The sequence below is a fragment of the Streptomyces sp. DSM 15324 genome (assembly GCF_001514285.1).
In the GTDB taxonomy this organism is placed as follows: Bacteria; Actinomycetota; Actinomycetes; order Streptomycetales; family Streptomycetaceae; genus Streptomyces.
In genome coordinates, this window is sequence record NZ_KQ949028.1 from 161,556 (window position 1) to 181,008 (window position 19,453).

The following is a 19,453-nucleotide window of genomic DNA, read 5'->3' on the forward strand; positions in this document are numbered from 1 at the left end:
CGAACGGCTCCTCACCCGCCGCGGGATGCGCGCCGCCGTTGGGCTGCATCGGCTCGATCTCCAGCGCATGGTCGCCGATGGTGAACTGGATGCGCTGCATCTGCCCGACCAGTTCCCGGTCGGCGGCGGTGATCTGCTCGTAGCGTTCGCGGGATATGTGGCCGATCGTTGACGTCACACCCCTGTGTGCAAAGCGATGTGGCCGATCGGCGATGGCCGGACGCGTGCCGTCTCCCAATCCATAGCCGTCTCTCGGCTGGTTCCCGGGCGCCTGACCTCGGCTTCCCGGGTCGCCCGGTGAGGATCAGTGCCGTCCTCCGCAGCTGCCGTCGGCGGAGTGACAGCGAGCTCCCCGCAAGTTCCCAGCTTGCACCCCGCGTTTCCCCTGCTGCGCACGTCAGAGTCGGCTCGCGCACCGTGGGCCGCGGTCGCGTACGGGAGCCGCCCCACAGACCCCCACCGCCAGAGGATTCCATGACATACACCAGCAGTGGCCTGCGTACCGGGCGACGCTTCGTGTCGCCGTCGCCGGCCGATGCCTCCGACGCTGCCACCCGCACGCCGACCGTCGAGATCGTCATCCCGGTCTACAACGAGGAACGGGCGCTGCCCGGATGCATCCGCACCCTGCACGCCCGGCTGCGCGACGAGTTGCCCTACCCGTGGCAGATAACGGTGGCGGACAACGCCAGTGTCGACGGCACCCTCACCGTGGCCCAGGAGTTGGCGCAGGAGCTGCCGGGCGTCGGTGTGGTGCATATGGACCGCAAGGGCCGCGGCCTGGCCCTGCGCACCGTCTGGGGTGCCAGTGACGCCGACATCGTCGTCTACATGGACGTCGACCTGTCGACCGGCCTGGACGGACTGCTGCCGCTGATCGCTCCGCTGGCCAGCGGCCACTCCGACCTCGCCATCGGCAGCCGTCTCGCCCCAGGTGCCCGTACGGTGCGCGGTCCGCGCCGCGAGTTCATCTCCCGCTGCTACAACGGGCTGATCCGGCTCACCCACGGCGCCCGCTTCACCGACGCCCAGTGCGGATTCAAGGCCGCCCGCACCGAGGTCCTGCGCCCGCTGCTGACCAAGACCCGGGACGACGCCTGGTTCTTCGACACCGAACTGCTGCTGCTCGCCGAGCACAACGGGTTGCGGATCCACGAGGTGCCCGTGGACTGGGTGGAGGACGTCGACACCCGCGTCGACGTCGTCGGCACCGCCACCGACGACCTCAAGGGGCTGTGGCGCATGGCCCGGTTGAAGGCGTCAGGGGCGGCACGGGTGCCGGTGCCGAGCCGTCCGGAGCCGGCGGCCGAACACCCGGACGCGGTGCTCGCACCGGATGCCGCACGTGCCCAACTCGCTTGGCAGATCGGCTGCTTCGTCGCCATCGGCATCGCGTCGACCGCCGGACAGGCCCTGCTGTACTGGCTGTTGCGCGGCTGGTGGCCGCCCGTCCTGGCCAACTTCGTCTCCCTGCTGGTGCTCACGCTCCTCAACACCGAGGCCAATCGCCGTCTCACCTTCCGCTATGCAGCGCCCGACGTCGGCGCCCGTCGCGCCCACCTGAGCGCCGGAGCCCTGTTCGTCCTCGGCTACCTGGTGACCTCCGGTGCGGTGCTGCTGTTCCGGGACGCGGAGCCCGACGCGTCGGCGGGCGCCGAGACCTTGGTGCTGGCCGTCTCCTCGGTCCTGGTGACCGGTGTCCGCTTCCTGGTGCTGCGGCTGGCCGTGTTCCGCCGTCGCACGTCCTGAATCCCCGTCCCCTGATCCCCGTATGACCTCCTGAGAGTGAATCCCGCCATGACCAGCGCTACTGAGGCGCAGACAAGCACTGTCGTGCGTCTGCCGGGCACGGGCCGTGCCCTGCCACGTTGGGCGGCCCCGGCCGCCCTGGGGGCGATCCTGCTCCTGTCCGCTCTGCTGTACGGCTGGGCTCTGGGCTCGCTCGGCTGGGGCAACACCTACTACTCGGCCGCCGTGAAGTCGATGGGCCAGAGCTGGACCAACTTCCTCTTCGGCGCCTTCGACCCGGCCGGAGTCGTCACGGTCGACAAGCCCCCGGCCGCGCTGTGGCCGCAGGTGATCAGCAGCAAGATCTTCGGCCTGCACGGCTGGGCGCTGATCCTGCCCCAGCTGCTGGAGGGCGTCGCCGCGATCTTCGTACTGCACCGAACGGTCCGCCGCTGGGCGGGCGAGGCAACCGCGCTGATCGCGGCCCTGGTGATGACGCTGACCCCGATCACCGTGGCGATCAACCGGGACAACAATCCCGACACCCTGCTGGTGCTGTTCCTGGTGTCGGCGGCCTATGCCCTCACGCGGGCCCTGCAGTCCCAGGCGACTCGGCAGGGCACATGGTGGCTGTGCGCGAGCGGCTTCCTGATCGGCTGCGGCTTCCTCACGAAGATGATGGCGGCCTGGATGGTGCTGCCGGCCCTCGCCGCGGCCTGGCTGGTCGGCGCGAGCGGACCGTGGCTCGCGCGTATCGTGCGGCTGCTGATCGCTGGTGCCGTGTGCGCGGTGTCCTCGCTGTGGTGGGTGGCGATGGTCGCCTGGTGGCCGGGGGAGCAGCCCTATATCGGTGGCAGCACCGACGGCGGTGCCTGGGACCTGGTGACCGGCTACAACGGGCTCGGCCGGATCTTCGGTGGCGGGAGTACCGGTGGGATGGGCAACTTCGGGGGCGGGTTCGGCGGGGAGTCGGGTCTGCTGCGGTTGTTCAACGACCAGGTCGCCGGGCAGATCAGCTGGCTGCTGCCCGCGAGCGGTGTGGCGCTGATCGTCGCGATCGTCGGAGCGGTGCTGCGCCGGCGCGGCACGACCTCGGCGGGGGAGTCCCTCGCCGGGTCCGGGTGGGTGCTGTGGGGGACCTGGCTCGTGGTGTCCGGCCTGGTGTACTCCACTCAGGAAGGTACCTTCCACCCCTACTACACCACCCAACTCGCCCCCGCTGTAGCCGCGTTGACCGCCGGACTGGTGACGGCGCTGGCACGGGCGCACCGGGCCGGCGCGGTCTGGGCGCTGCCCGTCGGCGCTGGAACCGTGCTGGTGAGCGTGATCTGGGCCGCGATCGTGATCCGCCGGGTGCCGTCCTGGAACGGGTGGCTGGCCTGGCTGGTGCTGGTGATCGGACTGGCCGTCGTCGCACTGGTGCTGGCGGCTGCGCTCAACGCCAGGCTGCTGCCGGTCGCCCTGGGCGGTGCCCTGCTGGCTGTGCTGCTCGCGCCCGCCGCATGGGCGGTGAGCGTACCGGGCGGGTCGGGATCCGCGATGGGCGGCTCCAACCCGACCGCCGGGCCCGCCTCGATGTCCTTCGGCGGCGGAGGACCGTTCCGCGCTGGCGGAAGTGGTGGCAGTGGCGGGAGTGGTTTCCAGCTGCCCGAGGGTATGGAGATGCCTGAAGGGTCCGGCGGCGGGTCGGGCATGCCCGGCGGGGGCACCGCCGAGATGCCCGAGGGCATGGAGATGCCGGAGGGATCCGGCGGTATGCCTGGCGGGACCTCGGGCGGTATGCCGGAGGGCATGCCGGGCGGGACCAGCGGCGGCGGTTCGAAATCGGGATCCGGCAGCACCATGCCCTCGCTCCCCGGAAACGGCGGCGGCAGCGGATCCGGCATGGTCCGCCTGGGCGGCGCCACCACCCTCACCTCCGAGCAGCGGAAGATCCTGAACTACGCCACCGAGAACTCCAAGGGCGCTCGCATCACCCTTGCCGTCGAAGGCGGCGCCCAGAGCGCGACAGCGTTCATCCTGGACAGCGACGCCACGGTGATCGGCATGGGAGGCTTCATGGGCAGCGACGACGCGCCCTCCGTGGCGCAGCTGAAGAAGTGGACGAAGAGCGGTGAACTGCGCTACGTCCTCGGCTCCGACTCCTCGGGCGGTATGGCCGGCATGGGCGCCATGATGGGCGGCAAGGACAGTGCCGCCTCGCAACGTTCGACCTGGATCAGCGAGAACTGCACCAAGGTCCCGGCCAAGGAGTACGGCGGCAGCACGAAGAGCTCCACTAGTGACCAGACATCGGGCGGCATGATGGGCCGTACCGGCACCACCCTGTACGACTGCGCTGCGAAGTAGCAGCAGAGGCAGAACGGACGACTCCGCATCCATGGCCGAACAGCCCGCCGCCCGTGCTCCGCACCGCCTGCTGGTGGTCGAGGACGACCCCAGTATCCGCATGCTGCTGGAGTCCGCGCTGCGGCTGTCCGGCTATGAGGTGGCCAGCTCTGCCACCGGCCAGGCGGCGCTGCGGGACGTCGAGGGCTTCCGTCCCGACCTTATTCTCCTCGACGTCATGCTGCCCGACCTGGACGGTTTCGCCATCACCCGCACCTTGCGGGCGGCGGGGGTGCGAACGCCCGTGCTGTTCCTGACCGCCCGTGGTGAGGTCACCGACCGCATCACGGGCCTGACGGCCGGCGGCGACGACTATGTGACCAAGCCCTTCAGTATCGAGGAGGTGCTGCTGCGCATCCACGCCATTCTGCGCCGCACGGACCCGGACGCCATGTACGACGTGGAGGGCGCCGAGAAGGGCGTCCTGCGCTTCGCCGACCTGGAAATGGACGAGTACGCCCATGAGGTGCACAGGGCCGGCGAGTACATCCCGCTCTCGCCCACCGAGTTCAGATTGCTCACCTACCTGTTGGAGAACAGCAACCGCGTGCTGAGCAAAACCAAGATCCTCAACCAGGTGTGGGGGGTCGACTTCACGGGCGACGGCCGCATCGTGGAGACCTATGTGAAGTACCTGCGGCGCAAGATCGATCGTTTCGACCCCCCGCTGTTGCACACCGTGCGCGGGGTCGGCTACTGCCTGCGGCTGCCTCGGGACCACCACAGCACCGGAACCGACCGGTGATCCGCGGATTGACACGGTGGCTCCGATCGCTGCGGAGCCGCCTGGTACTGGGAGCAACCCTGCTCGCGGCGGTCGCCGTTTTCACGGCACAGACCATCGGCATCCTCGTGCTCCACTCGTGGCTGCTCGACCGTGTCGACCAGCAGCTCACGGAGTTCATCCTCCCGCAACAGGCCTTCCCGGGCCGGGACAGGCCGGCGAGTGAGCCGGTTCCGGGCTCCGTCAGCCTGCCCTCCGACTTCAGGGTCACCTTCTACGACGCCTCAGGTGCGAAGCGCGGCACGCTCGGCGGCGGGGACCCGCCGGGGCCGAAACTCCCGAGCTCCACGAGCGAGTTGAACCTGACTCCGGGGCAGCAGGCCACCGTGCCGGCCGAGTCCGGAGACAGCCACTGGAGGGTGTTGTGGGGAACGGGAGCCGACGACACCAGTTATGTGGTCGCCCTTCCCCTCGACACCGTCGAGGGGACCATGTCCCAGCTTCTCGTCCTCAACGTGGCCGTATTCGCCGTAGCGGTGGTCGGGCTGGTCGCCGTCGGCCGCTGGGTGGTCCGCCTCGGCCTGCTCCCGCTGACCCGGATGGAGCGCACGGCCCAGGACATCGCCGCGGGCAACCTGAGCCTGCGGCTGTCCGACACCGATCGGCGTACCGAGACCGGCCGCCTGAGCACCGTACTGAACGACATGCTCGACCGGCTCCAACAGGCCCTCCGCCAGCGCGAGTTCTCCGAGGCCCGGCTGCGCCGATTCGTCGCCGACGCCGGACACGAACTCCGTACGCCCCTCACCTCCATCCAGGGCTTCGCCGAACTCGCCCTGCGCCATCCCGACCGGCCCGCCGACCAGCGTCGGGAGGCCGACGAACAGGTCGCCAAGAATGCCCTGCGCATGAACCACCTCGTCGACGATCTGCTGCTGCTCGCCAAACTCGACCAGGAGCCCGAGTACCGCAGGGTCCCCGTGGACCTGCTCTCGCTCGCGGCCGACGCGGTGAGCGCGGCGACCGTACGCGCGCGCGGCCTGCACCGTGTCACGCTCAGCCCGCTGGATGCCACGGCAGAGGACTCCGAGTTCGACGTGGTGGAGACCGTGGGCGACCCCGCTCGTCTTCTCCAGGTCGTCAACAATCTGTTGTCCAACGCCCTGGTCCACACAGCGCCCGGCACCCCGGTCGACGTCCGTGTGGGCACGGCCCGTGCGGGTGCGACGACCGGTGGCACCGACCGCCGGGGCCGTACCAGTGCCGCTCCTCCGCTGGCGGTGGGCACGGCGGTCTGTGTGATCGAAGTCGTCGACCAAGGCCCTGGTCTGCCCGCCGAGGAGGCTGAGCGGGTCTTCGAGCGCTTCTACCGTGTCGACCCCTCCCGATCCCGCGACCAAGGCGGCAGCGGCCTCGGCCTCGCCATCGCCTCGGCGATCGCCCAGGGCCACGGCGGACGTCTTGAGCTCGACGTGCGAGCCGGATCGGGATGCACCTTCCGGTTGCTGCTCCCAGTGGTCGATGGCCGAGCAGGCTGTGTATCGGAGCCGGACGTCCCCTCGGCGCTGCCCGCCTTCACGCGCCGACCGCCCGGCCGGTTCACGACGTAGGACATCGTTTGTCGGCCGACTACGACAGGAGCACCGATTCGGCACGCAGGTGCGTGATGAGGCCGTCGGTGTCCACGATCACCCGTTTCGTGGTTCTGGCGTCGAGTACTTCGGTGGTCCAGATGTGCTTCATATCAGTGACACACGACAGGAAACGCCGGTAGAACTCGGTGATCGCGGTCAAGCCGGCCACTGGCCCGAACACGCCGATCCCCACGGATCGTCACTGCACTCCCGGCAGGCGATCCGGGAGCGGCCCAGCGGCGGTTTCGCATCCACGGTGAATCCCCCGGTCGCGACCGGACCGATCGCGACCTGGCCGCCGACAGCGGCGCTCCGCTCCAGCGAGCTGATCAGCCCGAGGCCGGTTCCCCCTCGTCCAGACAGTTGGTCAGCCGGCGCACCGCCAGGGGCAGATCGTTCTCCACGGTGATACGCAGGGAGTCGTGGCCGAATGACAGACGGACCCGGGCGTGCTCGCCTGCGGCGTGCTTGCGCACGTTCGTCAACGCCTTCTGAACGATGCGGTAGCCCGCGACGTACACGGCCAGGGGCAGCGGCCGCCGGTACTTGGTGACAAGCACCAAGTGTCCGTGCAGGTTGTAGACGACGTGACGGCCGCGCCGTACGTCGGGGTTTCAAGCAACACGGCTTGCCGGGGGGAAGGTGCATGCTGTGCAGCAGGAGATGACGGCTACGGCTTGGCCCTGACCAGCCCGGCGTCGTACGCCATGATCACGGCCTGGATGCGGTCACGCGCCCCGATCTTGGCGAGGACCCGGCCCACGTGTTTCTTCACCGTGGACTCGGTGAGCACGAATCGCTCGGCGATCTCCGAGTTCGTCCAGCCCTGTCCGATGGCGACCAGGACCTCGCGTTCGCGATCGCTGAGCCTGTTCAACGGTGACTCCGGGGATGCGGGTGCGTCGGACGGGGCGAGGACCTGGTGGGCGTAGGCGTCCAGCAGACGGCGGGTCAGACTCGGCGCTACGACGGCGTCGCCGCTGGCGACCGCCTGGATACCGGCGACGAGTTCTTCAGGGCGGGCGTCCTTGAGGAGGAAGCCGCTGGCGCCGGCGCGCAGGCCTTCGTATGCGTACTCGTCGAGGTCGAAGGTGGTGACGATGAGGACGCGGGTGCGGCCGCCGGAGGCGACGATCTGGCGGGTGGCCTCGATGCCGTCCATGCCCGGCATGCGGATGTCCATGAGAACGACGTCCGGGCGGAGTTCGGCGGCCATGCGGACGGCCTCGGCGCCATGAGAGGCCTCCCCGACCGGTTCCAGGCCGGGGGTGCCGGCGATGAGCATGCGGAAGCCCATGCACTGCAGGGGCTGGTCGTCGGCGATCAACACCGTGGTCATGGCAGATGGTCTCCTGGAACCGGCTCTTCTCCTGGAACCGGCAGGGCGGTGGCGGCGGGTACGTCGAGTACCACGTCCACGAGCCAGCCGTGTCCGGTGTCGCGCGGACCGATGGTGGCGGTACCGCCGTACATGGCGGCCCGTTGGCGCATGCCGACGAGCCCGTGGCCGGGGTCGGCGGTGCTCCGCGGCTCCGTCATCGGTTGTGGTGTGACGCCGGGCGGTACGCCGGTGTCGGTGACCCGAATCCGTACAGTGCCGGCGTCGGCCGTCACGGCGACCTCGGCGGTGGTGCCCGTACCGGCGTGCTTGAGGGTGTTGGTGAGTGATTCCTGGACGACGCGATAGACGGTGAGCTGTACGCCGCTGCCCAGTGAGTCGAGATTTCCCATGGTCCGGTAGGTGACCTTCAGGCCTGCCGCACGCACCCGGGCCAGGAGAGGGTCGAGGTCGCGAACGGTCGGCTGCGGGCTGAGCAGGCGCTTCTCATCCTGGTCGTCGCGCAGCACGCCGAGCACGCGGCGGAGCTCGCTCAGGGCCTGGCGGCCGGTGTCGGCGAGGATACGGAGGGCCTCGGTGGACTGTTCGTTGTTGTTCGCCGCGAGCCTCGCGGCGCCGTCCGCGAGGCTGACCATGACGGAGAGGTTGTGGCCGACGATGTCGTGCATCTCGCGGGCGACGCGGGAGCGTTCGGCGGCCGCGGTGAGGCGGACGCGCTGCTCCTGTTCGACTTCCAGGCGTTTGGCGCGGTCCTCCAGGGCCGCCAGATACATCTGGCGGGTGCGGAGGGTCAGGCCGATGGTGATGGCCGCCGTGGTCGTTCCCAGCAGGAAGAAGGAGCCGAGCAACGGGTGGTCGACCGGTACGAGTACATAGGCGGTCAGGAGCACCTCGGTCGCGGCCAGCGCGGCGGCCCAGCCCAGCACACGCAGTGAACCCCGCCGGGCCAGCGTGTAGAGCGCGATGAGCGTGCTGATGCCGGCCGGAGACCAGAGGCCCGCCGACCACTGGACCAAGGACACGGACGCGGTCACGAAGTACGTCACGGAGGGCGCCCTGCGGCGCCACCACAAGGGGATGGCCATCGCAGCGACGAATCCGAGGACGACAGCGGTCGGCAGTTCGTCTCGGGAGTCCATGCCCCCGAAGGGAGAGCTGCTGCTGCCCCCCAGGAGGTCCGGCAGGCTCAGGGCGATGACGAACAGCACCACCGCCGTGTCGAGCAGCCACGGATGCCGGCGGTCCAGCCACTGGCGGTGGTTCTGCCCGCGCAACAGGCTGCCCAGGACCGGGTGCGCCCAGGCAGCGTCGAGCCCGGGGGACAGCGGGAACGCCGTCCCCCGGTCGGTGCCCGCAGCAGAGGCTGCGCGTTCCGGGAAAGTCGACACCATTCGTCCTTGTGCCCGGCTTAGGCGTCGGCTTTGCGGAGCCGGTAGGCAGCGAGGGCGAGGGTCAGGGCGACCCAGCCGACGAAGACCGCGAGTCCGGTGCCGGGGGAGAGCGAGTCGGAGGAGTCGTGGAGGGCGTAGACGGCGGAGCCGGCGTTGCTGGGGAAGTAGGGGTTGAGGGTGTCGTACCAGGAGTCGGGGAGGAGGGAGGCGAGCCCGGGGAGGATGAGCAGGATGCCGACCAGGGCGGCGATGGCTCCGGCGGAGGAGCGCAGCAGCATGCCGAGGGCGACGCCGAAGACGGCGACGAGGCCGAGGTAGACGCCGGCGCCGAGCAGGCTGCGGAGCACACCGTCGTCGGACAGCGACAGGGAGATCTTCTCGTCGTCCAGACCCGGGACGCCCAGTTGGAACGCGGCCAGCGCGCCGACCGTGGTGAGGACCAGGGCGACCGGGCCGATCACGGCGGCCTTGGAGAACAGCACCGGCAGCCGGCGCGGTACGGCGGCCAGGGTCGAGCGGATCATGCCGGTGCTGTACTCGCCCGCGGCGAGGAGGACGCCGAGCACGCCGATGGCCAGTTGCGCGAGGGACACCCCGGTGAGGGCCAGGCTGACCGCGTCGCTGTCGGAGGACGAGCCGCCGGGCGGGCCGCCGGGCGCGGCGCCGTCGGAGCTGTAGGTGTAGGCGGCGACCGTGCCGAAGAGGACGAGCAGGAACACGGCGACGCCGAGGGTGATCCAACTGGAGCGCAGCGACCAGAACTTGCCCCACTCAGAGCGCAGCACCCGGATGCCGGTCACCTTGTACTTCGTCGGGGGGACGGCCGTCCCGGGCTCGGGTGCCGCGGAAAGGTTCTGGCTCTTGTCGGCGCGGCGGTGTGTGAGGGTGGGCATCAGGCGGCCTTTCGTGCAGCGGCGTCGGCCGAGGCGCTCTGGTACTCGACGACATCGCGGGTGAGGTCCATGAAGGCCGTTTCCAGGGAGACGGCCTGCGGGGTGAGTTCGTAGAGGGCCACCCCGTGCTGGGCGGCAATCGCTCCGATCTCGTGGGCGCTGCGTCCGGCGACCAGGAGTTCCTCGGCGGACGCGGAGCTGATGGTGACGTCCGGGCCGGCGAGCAGCGCGCGCAGCCTCGCGGCCTCGGCGGTGGCCACCTTCACGCCTCCGCCTCCGGCCTGCCGGGTGAAGTCGTCGACAGTGGTGTCGGCGAGGAGGCGGCCGCGTCCGATGATCACCAGGTGGTCGGCGATGAGGGCGGTCTCGCTCATCAGGTGGGAGGAGAGCATGACGGCGCGGCCTTCGTCGGCCAGGCTGCGGAGAAGGTTGCGGACCCAGAGGACGCCCTCGGGGTCGAGGCCGTTGACGGGTTCGTCGAGCATGATGATCGCCGGGTCGCCCAGGAGGGCCGAGGCGATGCCGAGGCGCTGCCCCATGCCGAGGGAGAAGGCGCCGACCCGCTTGCCGGCCACGCTGGTCAGACCCGCCAGCTCGATGACCTCGTCGACTCGCTTGCGCGGGATGCCGTGGGTGTGGGCAAGGGTCGTCAGATGGCTGAACGCGCTCCGCCCGGGGTGGACGGACTTGGCCTCCAGCAGAGTGCCGATCTCGTGCAGCGGCGCGGCGTGTTTGGCATAGACCTTGCCGTTGACGGTGACGGAGCCCTTGGTGGGGGCGTCCAGGCCTACGACCATGCGCATGGTCGTGGACTTGCCCGCACCGTTGGGGCCGAGGAAGCCGGTCACCTCACCGGGCTTGACGGTGAAGCTCAGGTTGTCGACGACCGTCTTGTCGCCGTAGCGCTTCGTCAGCTCACGCACTTCGATCATGGGTGTGGGCCTTCCCTTCCTCGAACTCAGCCGCGGATGCGCCGCGGCGTCTGAATGCGACGCTACGGGCGCCGCGGCGCAGAACTGTGGGACTGCGGGCGAATCTTCGACGCCCGAGTGGTACCGCGGTACCACTCGGGCGTCAGAGTCAGGCATTGCGTCGAGGGGGTGCCGCATGACCTGCAGCGTCCGGTGCGGCTTCGGCCGGCCCGGGCGCTCCCAGAAACGGCCCGTCCGGGGATCTCCTCGGCTACGCCGTTGGTCGTCCCGGCGACGTCAACAACGAGGGTGAGCTTCGGAGATGGGGCGCAGCGGGCGTTGACGAACGCAGCCGGGCGGGAAGGAGTTCCCGCCCGGCTGGGGAGCCCGAGGCCCGGTGTGGCGAGGCCGCCTTCGGATCAGGCGGCGGTGTGCGTGCCGGCGAGTTTGAGCGCCGGGTCGGCCTTGTGGAAGCGGCCCTCCTGGACGATCGCGAGCAGGTTGTCCCGGTCTTCGAGAAGGGTGACGTCCTGCACGGGGTTGCCGCGGACGACCAGCAGGTCCGCGAGGTATCCGGGGGCGAGGAGGCCGAGCTCGTCACCCATGCCCATGATCCGGCCGCCGAGCATGGTGGCGGCGGAGAGGGCCGCGGCCGGCGTGTAGCCGAAGACCCGGACGAAGAGGTCGAGGTCGCGGGCGTTGCGACCGATGGGGTTGTTCGGGAAGCCGTAGTCACCGCCGGGAAGCACGGGAATGCCGCGGCGGCGCATCTGCGGGTAGAGCTCGGCCATGGTCTCCAGACACTGCGGCTGGCCCATCCGCTCGGCGACCTCGCGGGTGATACCGAACTCCTCGCCCTCGTACACGTTGGCGTACACGATGCCGACGGCGGGGGCGACATAGAGATCGTCGTCCTTGCGGGACTCCAGCAGATCGAGGGCCTCCTCGTCCGCGTAGGTGCAGTGGTACACGGCACGGAAGCCGTGACGGGCGGCGAGCTTGACCGCTTCGGCGGACTGGGCGTGGCAGTTGAGCCAGACGCCGGACTCCGCTGCCTGTTCCTGTGCGGCGCGCACCTCTTCGGTGGAGTACTGGGTCTGCTGCGAGCCGCCCGGGGTGAACACGTCGTCGTTGCTGAGCAGGAACTTGACGTTGTCGAAGCCGAGGGCGGCCTGTTCGGCGATGAAACTGCGCACGGCGGGCGGACCGGTCTCCACGGAGACCGCTCCGTGGTGCAGCGGGTTGTTGTCCCGCTCGAAGCTGCCCGCACGCAGCCGGGGTCCGGGGACGGCCCCGGAGCGGATGCGCTCGCGCAACTCGACCTCGACCGAGTCGGCGGTGAGCGAGCCGGCCGAGTAGGCCGTGGTGAATCCGGCGTCGAGCAGGATGCGGGCATTGCGCTCCGCCCTGGCGAGATGGTCGGCGGGTGTGACACCGCGGCGGAAGAAGGAGACGTCCACGGGCGGGTTGAAGCCGGGGTCGATATGACCCACCGCGGACGGGAACGTGAGGTGGGAGTGGGCCTCGATCAGACCTGGCATGACGGTGTTGCCAGTGCAGTCGACCAGGATGTCGTCCTGTTCTCCTGGCGCCTGGGACCAGCCGTGTGTCACCCGCGTAACCCGCCCGTCTTCGACGACCACCTCACCGGGGAAGGGGTCCGTGCCCGTGCCGTCGAAGACCAGACCACCAGTGAAGACAGTGCGTCGCATCATCACGCTCCAAGTCGGTTCCCGACGCAAGTTTTTCGTCCAGTGAAACTTGCTTTCACATTGTCGGTTGCGGTGAGTATTTGCTCGCAAGCAGGCGCTGTCAAGGTCTCGTGGCCGTGGACAGTGGGGCTGCCGCCGTTTACATTGAAGCCCGCGGTTGATGTGAAAGTAACTTTCGCTTAATGAAAAATCTCTGAGAAAGGGGAAGTCCGTGACTGAGCAGACCCCCGCCGCTTTCGTCCCCCGTCGCTTCGAGGGTCGCACCGTGCTGGTCACCGGCGCCGGCACCGGATACGGCGCCGAGATCGCCGTCCGCGCCGCGCAGGAAGGTGCCCGGGTCGCCGTGCACTACCGCAGCTCGGCGGCCGGGGCGGACAAGACGGTTGCCCGCATCAAGGACGTGGGCGGCGAGGCGTTCACCGTACAAGCGGACATCGCGATCCACGCCGACGTCATCCGCATGGCCGACGAGGTCTTCGAGCGCTTCGGCGGGCTGGACGTGCTGGTCAACAACGTCGGCGACGTCGCGGGCGACCAGATGTCCTGGCGGGACCTCACCGAGGAGTCCATCGACCACGTCCTTGCCGTGGACGTCAAGGGGACCATGCTCTGCGTCCATGAGTTCGGCGCCCGGATGCTGGAGCAGGGTCACGGCGCCATCGTCAACATCGGCTCGACGGTGATCGTGCGCGGCAGTGCGCGGGCTCCGCAGTACGCCGCCGCGAAGTACGGCATCCTCGGCATCACCAAGTCCTACGCCCAGGCCTTCGCCCCCACCGTGCGGGTCAACACCTTCGCGCCGGGCTTCATCGAGACCCAGACGCTCCTCGATCGCGCGGACTGGAAGTCGGGCCGCCGCGAGGACATGATCGCCAAGACGCCGATGCGCCGCATCCCGGGCCCGGCCGAACTCGCGGGCACGGCTCTCTTCCTTGCCACCGACGACGCCGCCCACATGACCGGCGTGTACCTCAACGCCGACGGCGGCTTCAACATGATCGGTGCCTGAGGTGGCAGTGGACGGCCACGCCACTGGCGTGCGGGTCCACGAAGGTCTGGTGTACGCCGAGCCGCTCGGCTTCCGTCCGCTCCAGCTGGACCTGTATCTGCCGTCCGCCGGACCCGGACCTGCTCCGCTGATCGTCTTCGTGCACGGCGGCGGCTGGCTGCGCGGCAGCCGGAAGATGTTCGCGCCGACCTTCTCGGGCTGGCAGCCGACGCCGTTCGAACGCCTGGCCATCCAGGGTTTCGCCGTCGCCTCCGTCGACTACCGGCTCAGCGGAGAGGCGCTGTTCCCAGCGCCCCTGGAGGATCTGGCGGCGGCGCTGGACTGGCTGACCGAACGGCCGGAACTGTTCGGCCTGGACGCGGACCGGGTCGTCCTGTGGGGCGAGTCCGCCGGGGCCCATCTGGCCGCGCTGCTCGCACTGCGCACCGATCGGCCGTTGCGCGGGGTCGTCGACTGGTACGGCCCCGCGGACCTGCCGGCCATGGCGGGCGCCGATCCGAAACACAGCCTGTCCTCCGACCCCGAGGACACCCGTGAGGCGCGGCTCCTCGGCGCTCCCGCGCGGAAGGTGCCCGAGCTCGCCCGTGAGGCGAGTCCGATCAGTCACGTCCACCGCGACGCCCCGCCGTTCCTGATCGCGCACGGAACCGCCGACAGCGCGGTGCCCTTCGGGCAGAGCGAGGCCCTCGCGGCAGCCCTGGCCGCCGCGGGCGTACAGGTCCGGCTCGATCCCGTCGAGGGCGCCGACCATCTGTGGCAGGGCCTCACGGACCTGGAACCGGTCTTCGCCTCCGCGGTGGCCTTCGTCCGTGACGTGACCGCCCCCCGTTGACCTGGTGGGCGGCGGCCCGCCGCCGCCCACGGGAACGGATGGCTTCCCGCTTACCGGAGGCCGTTCGGCAGCAGTGCGACCCAGAAGGCAGTTTCACCGTGAGGTGACCTCAGACGATGCGCCACCGAACACTCGGAGCCACCATGCGCACGCGAACGTCGTACATCCCCTCAGCCCGACGCCCGGGGAAGCGGGTCCCCCGGCGTCGCCTCACCCGCATGGCGGCGGCCATGGCTCTGGCCATGTCCGCATTCGCCACGGCCCAGGCAGCCGCCACCTCGGCCGGACCCGCCGCGGCAGCCGCCGACGCCTCCACCACTACCGTGGTCAACGCACCGGTCGCCTACCGGGAGACCGTCGCCGACCTCGACGCGACCATCCGCTTCTACCACGGCGTCCTGGGCCTCGAACTCGCGAGCAGACCCAGCCGGTGGTCACCGGACCCCACGCAGTCCGCGCTCGGCGGCACCCGCGTCCGGTCGCGCACTGTCGACATCGCCGTACCGAACGAGACCTTCGTCCTGCGTTTCACCCAGTACCGCGGGGTGCTCCAGACCCCGCAACAGGCGGGTCCCGCCGACCCGGGCCAGATGCAGCTGACGCTCAGCGTGAAGAACGCCCAGGCCGCCTTCGCGGCACTGCGCGCCGCCCACACCCCGACCCTGCGCGAGGGCGGCTCGATCCCCGACGGCACCGGGACCGGCACGATCACCACCTGGGTCCGTGACCCCGACCGCATGCCCGTCGAGGTGGTGCAGCGGTCCGGTCCCGACGACTGGTTCACGGTCGACCCGCCCGCGGTCACCGACGGCCCGGGCATGCGTTACGTGATCCGGGGCCAGATCGACTTCGTGGCCAAGAGCGACACCGCCTCCCTGGCGTTCTACCGCGACCTGCTGGGTTTCGATATCGATCCGGGCTTCTCCTGGCTGGTGGGCCCCTACGAGCACCCGGTCATGGCGGACTTCCTCGCGGACATGTTCGGCATCACCCACGGCTCCACCTGGGCCGCGGCCACCGGCAACTGCGCGCCCGAGGTGCGCTGCGAGTTCTTCGAGTACGACGACCTGGCCCGTACGGACTTCCGGCCCGCCCGGACCGACCCGGGCGCACCCTCCTACGAGATCTCGACCACCGACCTTCCGCGCCTGGTCGCCCGTCTGAAGGCGGCCGGTGTCACGATCGTGACACCGCACGGCCACGCGTCGGTGGCGCGTGGCACCCAGAGCGTCCTGGTGCGCGACTTCAGCGGCCTGCTGGTCCAGATCGACCAGGCCGGCAGCCCGCGCGGCTGAGCCCGACGCCCCGGGCCGACGGACCGGCCCGGGGTGGTCCCGCACATCACTTCACTTCACCCGCCCACACGGGAGTCCGCCGTGCCGCTTTCGACAGGAAGAACCCGCGACACCGCACTCGCGGCCGCAGTCGTGGCCACCGTCCTCCTCACCGCCGGCGGCCGGCTCGACTCCGACGCGATCGTCCGCCCAGACAGAGAGACCTGACCAGCCCACGGACGGCAACATCTGACGGCCGCACTCCTGGAGGAGCGCGGCCGTCTGCGGGTTGTCGTGCCCCGAGAAGTCGTTTCCGGCGCGCTTCGCCAGGGTTACCCCGAAGAGGCCGTAGACACGTGCGGACACCTGCGGTTTACTGTCCCCCACGCAACTGCGAAAGGCGCTTTCTCTCAATGAAAGTTGCTGGATGTTCTCTTCCCAGCGAAACCCGATCCACCTGAGCCCGGGGCACTCGACCTGCACACGCAGCAACGATCCGGGATGAGGAGCACCCCATGCCGATCGACGCAGGTCATGTGCTGGCCAACCTGATGAGCAGCGCCGGGATCCACCACATCCACGGTGTCGCGGGCGGCGCCCTCGGACCGCTGCTGCGCGCGATCGGGGAGCACCCGGAGCTTCGTTACATCGGTACCCGCCATGAGGCCGCCGGGGCCCTGATGGCCACCGCCGTCTACCAGGCCACCGGGGTCCCCGCGGTCTGTATTGCGGAGCAGGGCCCGGGCACGCACAACCTGATGGCCGGGCTCGGCAGCGCCAGGGCCAACAACCTCGCGCTGGTCGCGATCACCGTCAGCGGTCACTCCGCCGACACTTCTCCGGGGCGCGGCGCGCTGATGCAACTCGACGCGGTCGACGCGCTGCGGCCGCTGACCAAGTGGAACACCCAGGTCCGCGACGCCCGCCGTCTTCCGGAGGCTTTCGGGACCGCCTTGCGGCACGCGCTGACGGGTACCCCGGGGCCGGTCCACCTGGACATCCCGCGGGACGTGCTGGCCGCGTCGGTCGACTTCGGCGCGGACGAGTCGGCCGTCACGCGTGCGGCTTTCGTCTCCCCACGGCCGGCGGTCGCCGATCCGGTGGCGGTCGCCGATGCGGCCGCACTGCTCGCGCGCTCCCGGCGCCCGTTGGTGATCGCCGGCGGCGGTGCCGTGGGAGCTGACGCCCCATTCCGCCGGCTTGTCACGCAATTGGGTGCCGCCGCCACCACGACACAGTCGGGTATCGGCGTCGTCGCCACCGAGGATCCGGCGTTCGTCGGACATGGCGGAGTCATCGGCGGGCCTGCCGTCATCCGGGCGATGCGTGAGGCGGACCTGGTCCTCGCGATCGGATGCCGGTTCTCCTCGTGGCTGTGGCAGGACGGCGCTCCGGTCGTACGGGGTGAACCGGAGCAGCGGCTGATCCAGGTGGACATCGAGCCCTCGGTCATCGGACACGCTCGACCCGTGTCCATCGGGCTGGTGGGAGACGCCACCGCGGTGCTGGCGCAACTCGGCGACGCACTGACTCAATGCCACGACGTGCAAGAGGATTCGGCCGCGTCCTCCGCCAGGACCGACTGGCTGGCCAGTCTGCGAGAGGAGTACGAGGCACACCTGACCGAACTCGACAAACTCGCAGCGGACACCGGTCCGGTCATGCATCCGGCGGCCCTGGCGAAGGCGCTCGGGGAGCTGATTCCGGAGGAGAGCCTGGTCGTCTACGACGGCGGTCACACCAGCTTCTGGAGCAACAGCCTGACCCCGACGCACAGTTCACGGACCCGTTTCCACGAGGCGGGGATGGCGCAACTGGGTTTCGGCCTGCCCTACGCCAACACCCTGGCAGCCCTGAACCCCGACCGGACCGTCGTGCACATCACCGGGGACGGCTCCATCGGCTTCACCATCCAGGAACTCGACACCGCCCGCCGCTACGGCCTGCACGCGCTCCACGTCGTCCACAACAACGAAGCCTGGGGCGTCATCCGGGCGAGCCAGCAGCATTCGGGATTCGAGCTGGGAACCGAGCTGGCGGGCACGGACTACGCGGCGGTCGCACGCGGCTTCGGCTGCCACGGCGAACGGATAGAGACCTGGGACGAGTTGGCGCCCGCTTGGGCCCGTGCCCTCGCCAGTCCGCTGCCCGCACTGCTCGACGTGCGCGTGCGCTTCGAACCACACCCCATGTTCCCGGCCTTCGGCGCGGCGACCCGCCGCCCCGTCCGCTGAGGCAGTTCCCGTTCCTCCTTCTTCTCGCATTCCTGCCTTGTCCACCACGCACGTGCACTCAACGAGGAGTCGTCATGCCCCCTGTTCGTGTGGGAACCCAGTCCAGATTTCTGAGTCTCGTGGCCGTCGCGGCGGCCACCATGCTGCTCACCTCGTGCTCGTCCTCGGACGACACCTCCACCGACTCGGCGGCGGCCTCGGCCGACATCCTGGGCAAGAAGAACCCCGCCGGCGGCACACCGGTGGTCTTCGGTGTCCTCAACCTGGAGTCCGGTCCCGTCACGTTCCCGGAGGTTCTCAAGGGGGAGCAGGCCGCCGTCGACTACGTCAACGAGTACCTCGGCGGCATCGGCGGCCACCCCATCAAGCTGGTCAGCTGCGTCACGGACGGACAGCCGGCCACCTCCACCCGCTGCGCCAACCAGATCCTCGACCAGAAGCCCGTCGCGATCCTGGGTGCCGCGGACACCGGCGCCGGCGCCGCGATGAAGGTGTGGGAGCGGGCCAACCTCGCCTACCTGGGCGGCATGACCTTCACTCCGGCGGAGAACACCGGCAAGAACTCCGTGCAGTTCTACAGCACGTCCCAGGGCGACAACGCCGCGCTGTCCGCGTACGCCGTCAAGGAGCTCGGCGTCTCCAAGGGCGCGGTGATGTACACCGACGACAGCCAGGGCAAGTCGACCGGCCTCGGCGTGATCAAGCCCACCATGCTGAACGCCGGTGCCAAGAGCGTGAAGGGAGTCGCGGTGCCGCCGGCGGCGGCCGACCTGTCCGCACAGGCCGCGGCCGTGGTACAGAGCGGGGCCGACGCTGTCTACGTCAACCTCCCCAACGGCTGTTCCAACGCGCTGCGCGCCCTTCAGTCCGTCGGCAACCACGCGAAGCTGCTCGGCATCGGCCCCTGCATAGAACCCAAGGCGCTCGAGGCCGCCGGTGCCGCCGCCGAAGGTCTGTACACGGCCCAGCCCTTCGAACCCCTGGACGGCGGCAGCAAGGACGCGAAGCTGTTCAACGCCGTGATGGACAAGTACGCGAAGGACACGGTCCGGGCGACCGGCACCCTGGCCGGCTTCGGCTCCGTCCTGAACATCCAGGCCGCGCTCAGGAAGACCGACCCCTCCAAGCTGACGACGCAGAGCATCCTCTCCGCCTTCCGCACCGGCCCGGACCACCACAACTTCCTGTCGCACCCGTACACCTGCGACGGCAAGCAGCTCGGCAAGAGCACCGCGGTCTGCAACGCCTACCAGCGCATCTACCAGGTCAAGAACGGAAAGTCCGCTTCCGTCGGCGACGAGTGGGTGACGGCGGGCTCCGACTTCACGGGCTGACACGCCCCTGAGGGCCGGGCACATGCCCGGCCCCTGTCCGTCGACCGCAC

At 69.8% G+C, this 19,453-nt stretch carries 17 protein-coding genes; 10 read left to right on the forward strand and 7 right to left on the reverse strand.

Features of this window, described 5'->3' with window-relative positions; translation table 11 throughout:
* Window positions 1-25: 25 nt before the first annotated feature.
* The 5 genes from AQJ58_RS43390 to AQJ58_RS20345 all read left to right on the forward strand — a co-directional run bounded on the left by AQJ58_RS43390 (window position 26) and on the right by AQJ58_RS20345 (window position 6,450).
* Window positions 26-172, forward strand: a complete 147-nt coding sequence (locus AQJ58_RS43390; protein ID WP_159056274.1) for a hypothetical protein — start codon at window positions 26-28, stop codon at window positions 170-172.
* Window positions 173-474: 302 nt separating this feature from the next.
* On the forward strand, window positions 475-1,749 hold the full coding sequence (locus AQJ58_RS20330) for a bifunctional glycosyltransferase family 2/GtrA family protein (RefSeq protein ID WP_079079067.1): 1,275 nt from the start codon (window positions 475-477) through the stop codon (window positions 1,747-1,749).
* A gap of 48 nt (window positions 1,750-1,797) precedes the next feature.
* Window positions 1,798-4,077 (forward strand): ArnT family glycosyltransferase, encoded by a 2,280-nt coding sequence (locus AQJ58_RS20335; protein ID WP_067252093.1) that lies wholly within the window; start codon window positions 1,798-1,800, stop codon window positions 4,075-4,077.
* Window positions 4,078-4,108: 31 nt separating this feature from the next.
* Window positions 4,109-4,861: a response regulator transcription factor gene (locus AQJ58_RS20340; protein WP_067252094.1), complete on the forward strand. Its 753-nt coding sequence runs from the start codon at window positions 4,109-4,111 to the stop codon at window positions 4,859-4,861.
* The gene (locus AQJ58_RS20345) at window positions 4,861-6,450 is read left to right on the forward strand and encodes a sensor histidine kinase (protein WP_079079098.1); all 1,590 of its coding nucleotides are present in this window, start codon (window positions 4,861-4,863) and stop codon (window positions 6,448-6,450) included. The genes AQJ58_RS20340 and AQJ58_RS20345 overlap by 1 nt, the downstream gene beginning before the upstream one ends.
* Window positions 6,451-6,469: 19 nt before the next feature.
* Here the strand turns inward: AQJ58_RS20345 and AQJ58_RS20350 are convergent, their stop codons facing one another.
* The 7 genes from AQJ58_RS20350 to AQJ58_RS20380 form a co-directional block, all read right to left on the reverse strand.
* Window positions 6,470-6,667 (reverse strand): hypothetical protein, encoded by a 198-nt coding sequence (locus AQJ58_RS20350; RefSeq protein ID WP_067252097.1) that lies wholly within the window; start codon window positions 6,665-6,667, stop codon window positions 6,470-6,472.
* A gap of 136 nt (window positions 6,668-6,803) precedes the next feature.
* A complete protein-coding gene (locus AQJ58_RS20355; protein WP_067252098.1) occupies window positions 6,804-7,034 on the reverse strand; it encodes an ATP-binding protein in 231 nt (76 codons plus the stop codon).
* A gap of 110 nt (window positions 7,035-7,144) precedes the next feature.
* A complete protein-coding gene (locus AQJ58_RS20360; protein ID WP_067252100.1) occupies window positions 7,145-7,813 on the reverse strand; it encodes a response regulator in 669 nt (222 codons plus the stop codon).
* Window positions 7,810-9,201 carry a sensor histidine kinase gene (locus AQJ58_RS20365; RefSeq protein WP_234360134.1) on the reverse strand — a complete coding sequence of 464 codons (1,392 nt, stop codon included), beginning with the start codon at window positions 9,199-9,201 and terminating at the stop codon, window positions 7,810-7,812. The genes AQJ58_RS20360 and AQJ58_RS20365 overlap by 4 nt, the downstream gene beginning before the upstream one ends.
* Window positions 9,202-9,221: 20 nt before the next feature.
* Entirely contained in the window at window positions 9,222-10,097 is an 876-nt protein-coding gene (locus AQJ58_RS20370; RefSeq protein WP_067252101.1) for an ABC-2 transporter permease, read from the reverse strand.
* Entirely contained in the window at window positions 10,097-11,029 is a 933-nt protein-coding gene (locus AQJ58_RS20375; RefSeq protein WP_067252103.1) for an ABC transporter ATP-binding protein, read from the reverse strand. The genes AQJ58_RS20370 and AQJ58_RS20375 overlap by 1 nt, the downstream gene beginning before the upstream one ends.
* Window positions 11,030-11,427: 398 nt before the next feature.
* Window positions 11,428-12,720: an amidohydrolase family protein gene (locus AQJ58_RS20380; RefSeq protein ID WP_067252592.1), complete on the reverse strand. Its 1,293-nt coding sequence runs from the start codon at window positions 12,718-12,720 to the stop codon at window positions 11,428-11,430.
* Between the two features lie 211 nt (window positions 12,721-12,931).
* Between AQJ58_RS20380 and AQJ58_RS20385 the strand changes: the two genes are divergently transcribed.
* The 5 genes from AQJ58_RS20385 (at window position 12,932) to AQJ58_RS20405 (ending at window position 19,403) form a co-directional block, all read left to right on the forward strand.
* Window positions 12,932-13,729 carry an SDR family NAD(P)-dependent oxidoreductase gene (locus AQJ58_RS20385; RefSeq protein WP_067252105.1) on the forward strand — a complete coding sequence of 266 codons (798 nt, stop codon included), beginning with the start codon at window positions 12,932-12,934 and terminating at the stop codon, window positions 13,727-13,729.
* Between the two features lie 28 nt (window positions 13,730-13,757).
* On the forward strand, window positions 13,758-14,561 hold the full coding sequence (locus AQJ58_RS20390) for an alpha/beta hydrolase (protein WP_067252594.1): 804 nt from the start codon (window positions 13,758-13,760) through the stop codon (window positions 14,559-14,561).
* Window positions 14,562-14,803: 242 nt separating this feature from the next.
* Window positions 14,804-15,856: a VOC family protein gene (locus tag AQJ58_RS20395; protein WP_159056275.1), complete on the forward strand. Its 1,053-nt coding sequence runs from the start codon at window positions 14,804-14,806 to the stop codon at window positions 15,854-15,856.
* A gap of 494 nt (window positions 15,857-16,350) precedes the next feature.
* Entirely contained in the window at window positions 16,351-18,069 is a 1,719-nt protein-coding gene (locus AQJ58_RS20400; RefSeq protein ID WP_067252109.1) for a thiamine pyrophosphate-binding protein, read from the forward strand.
* A gap of 119 nt (window positions 18,070-18,188) precedes the next feature.
* Window positions 18,189-19,403, forward strand: a complete 1,215-nt coding sequence (locus AQJ58_RS20405) for an ABC transporter substrate-binding protein (protein WP_067252110.1) — start codon at window positions 18,189-18,191, stop codon at window positions 19,401-19,403.
* The last annotated feature ends 50 nt before the right edge of the window (window positions 19,404-19,453 follow it).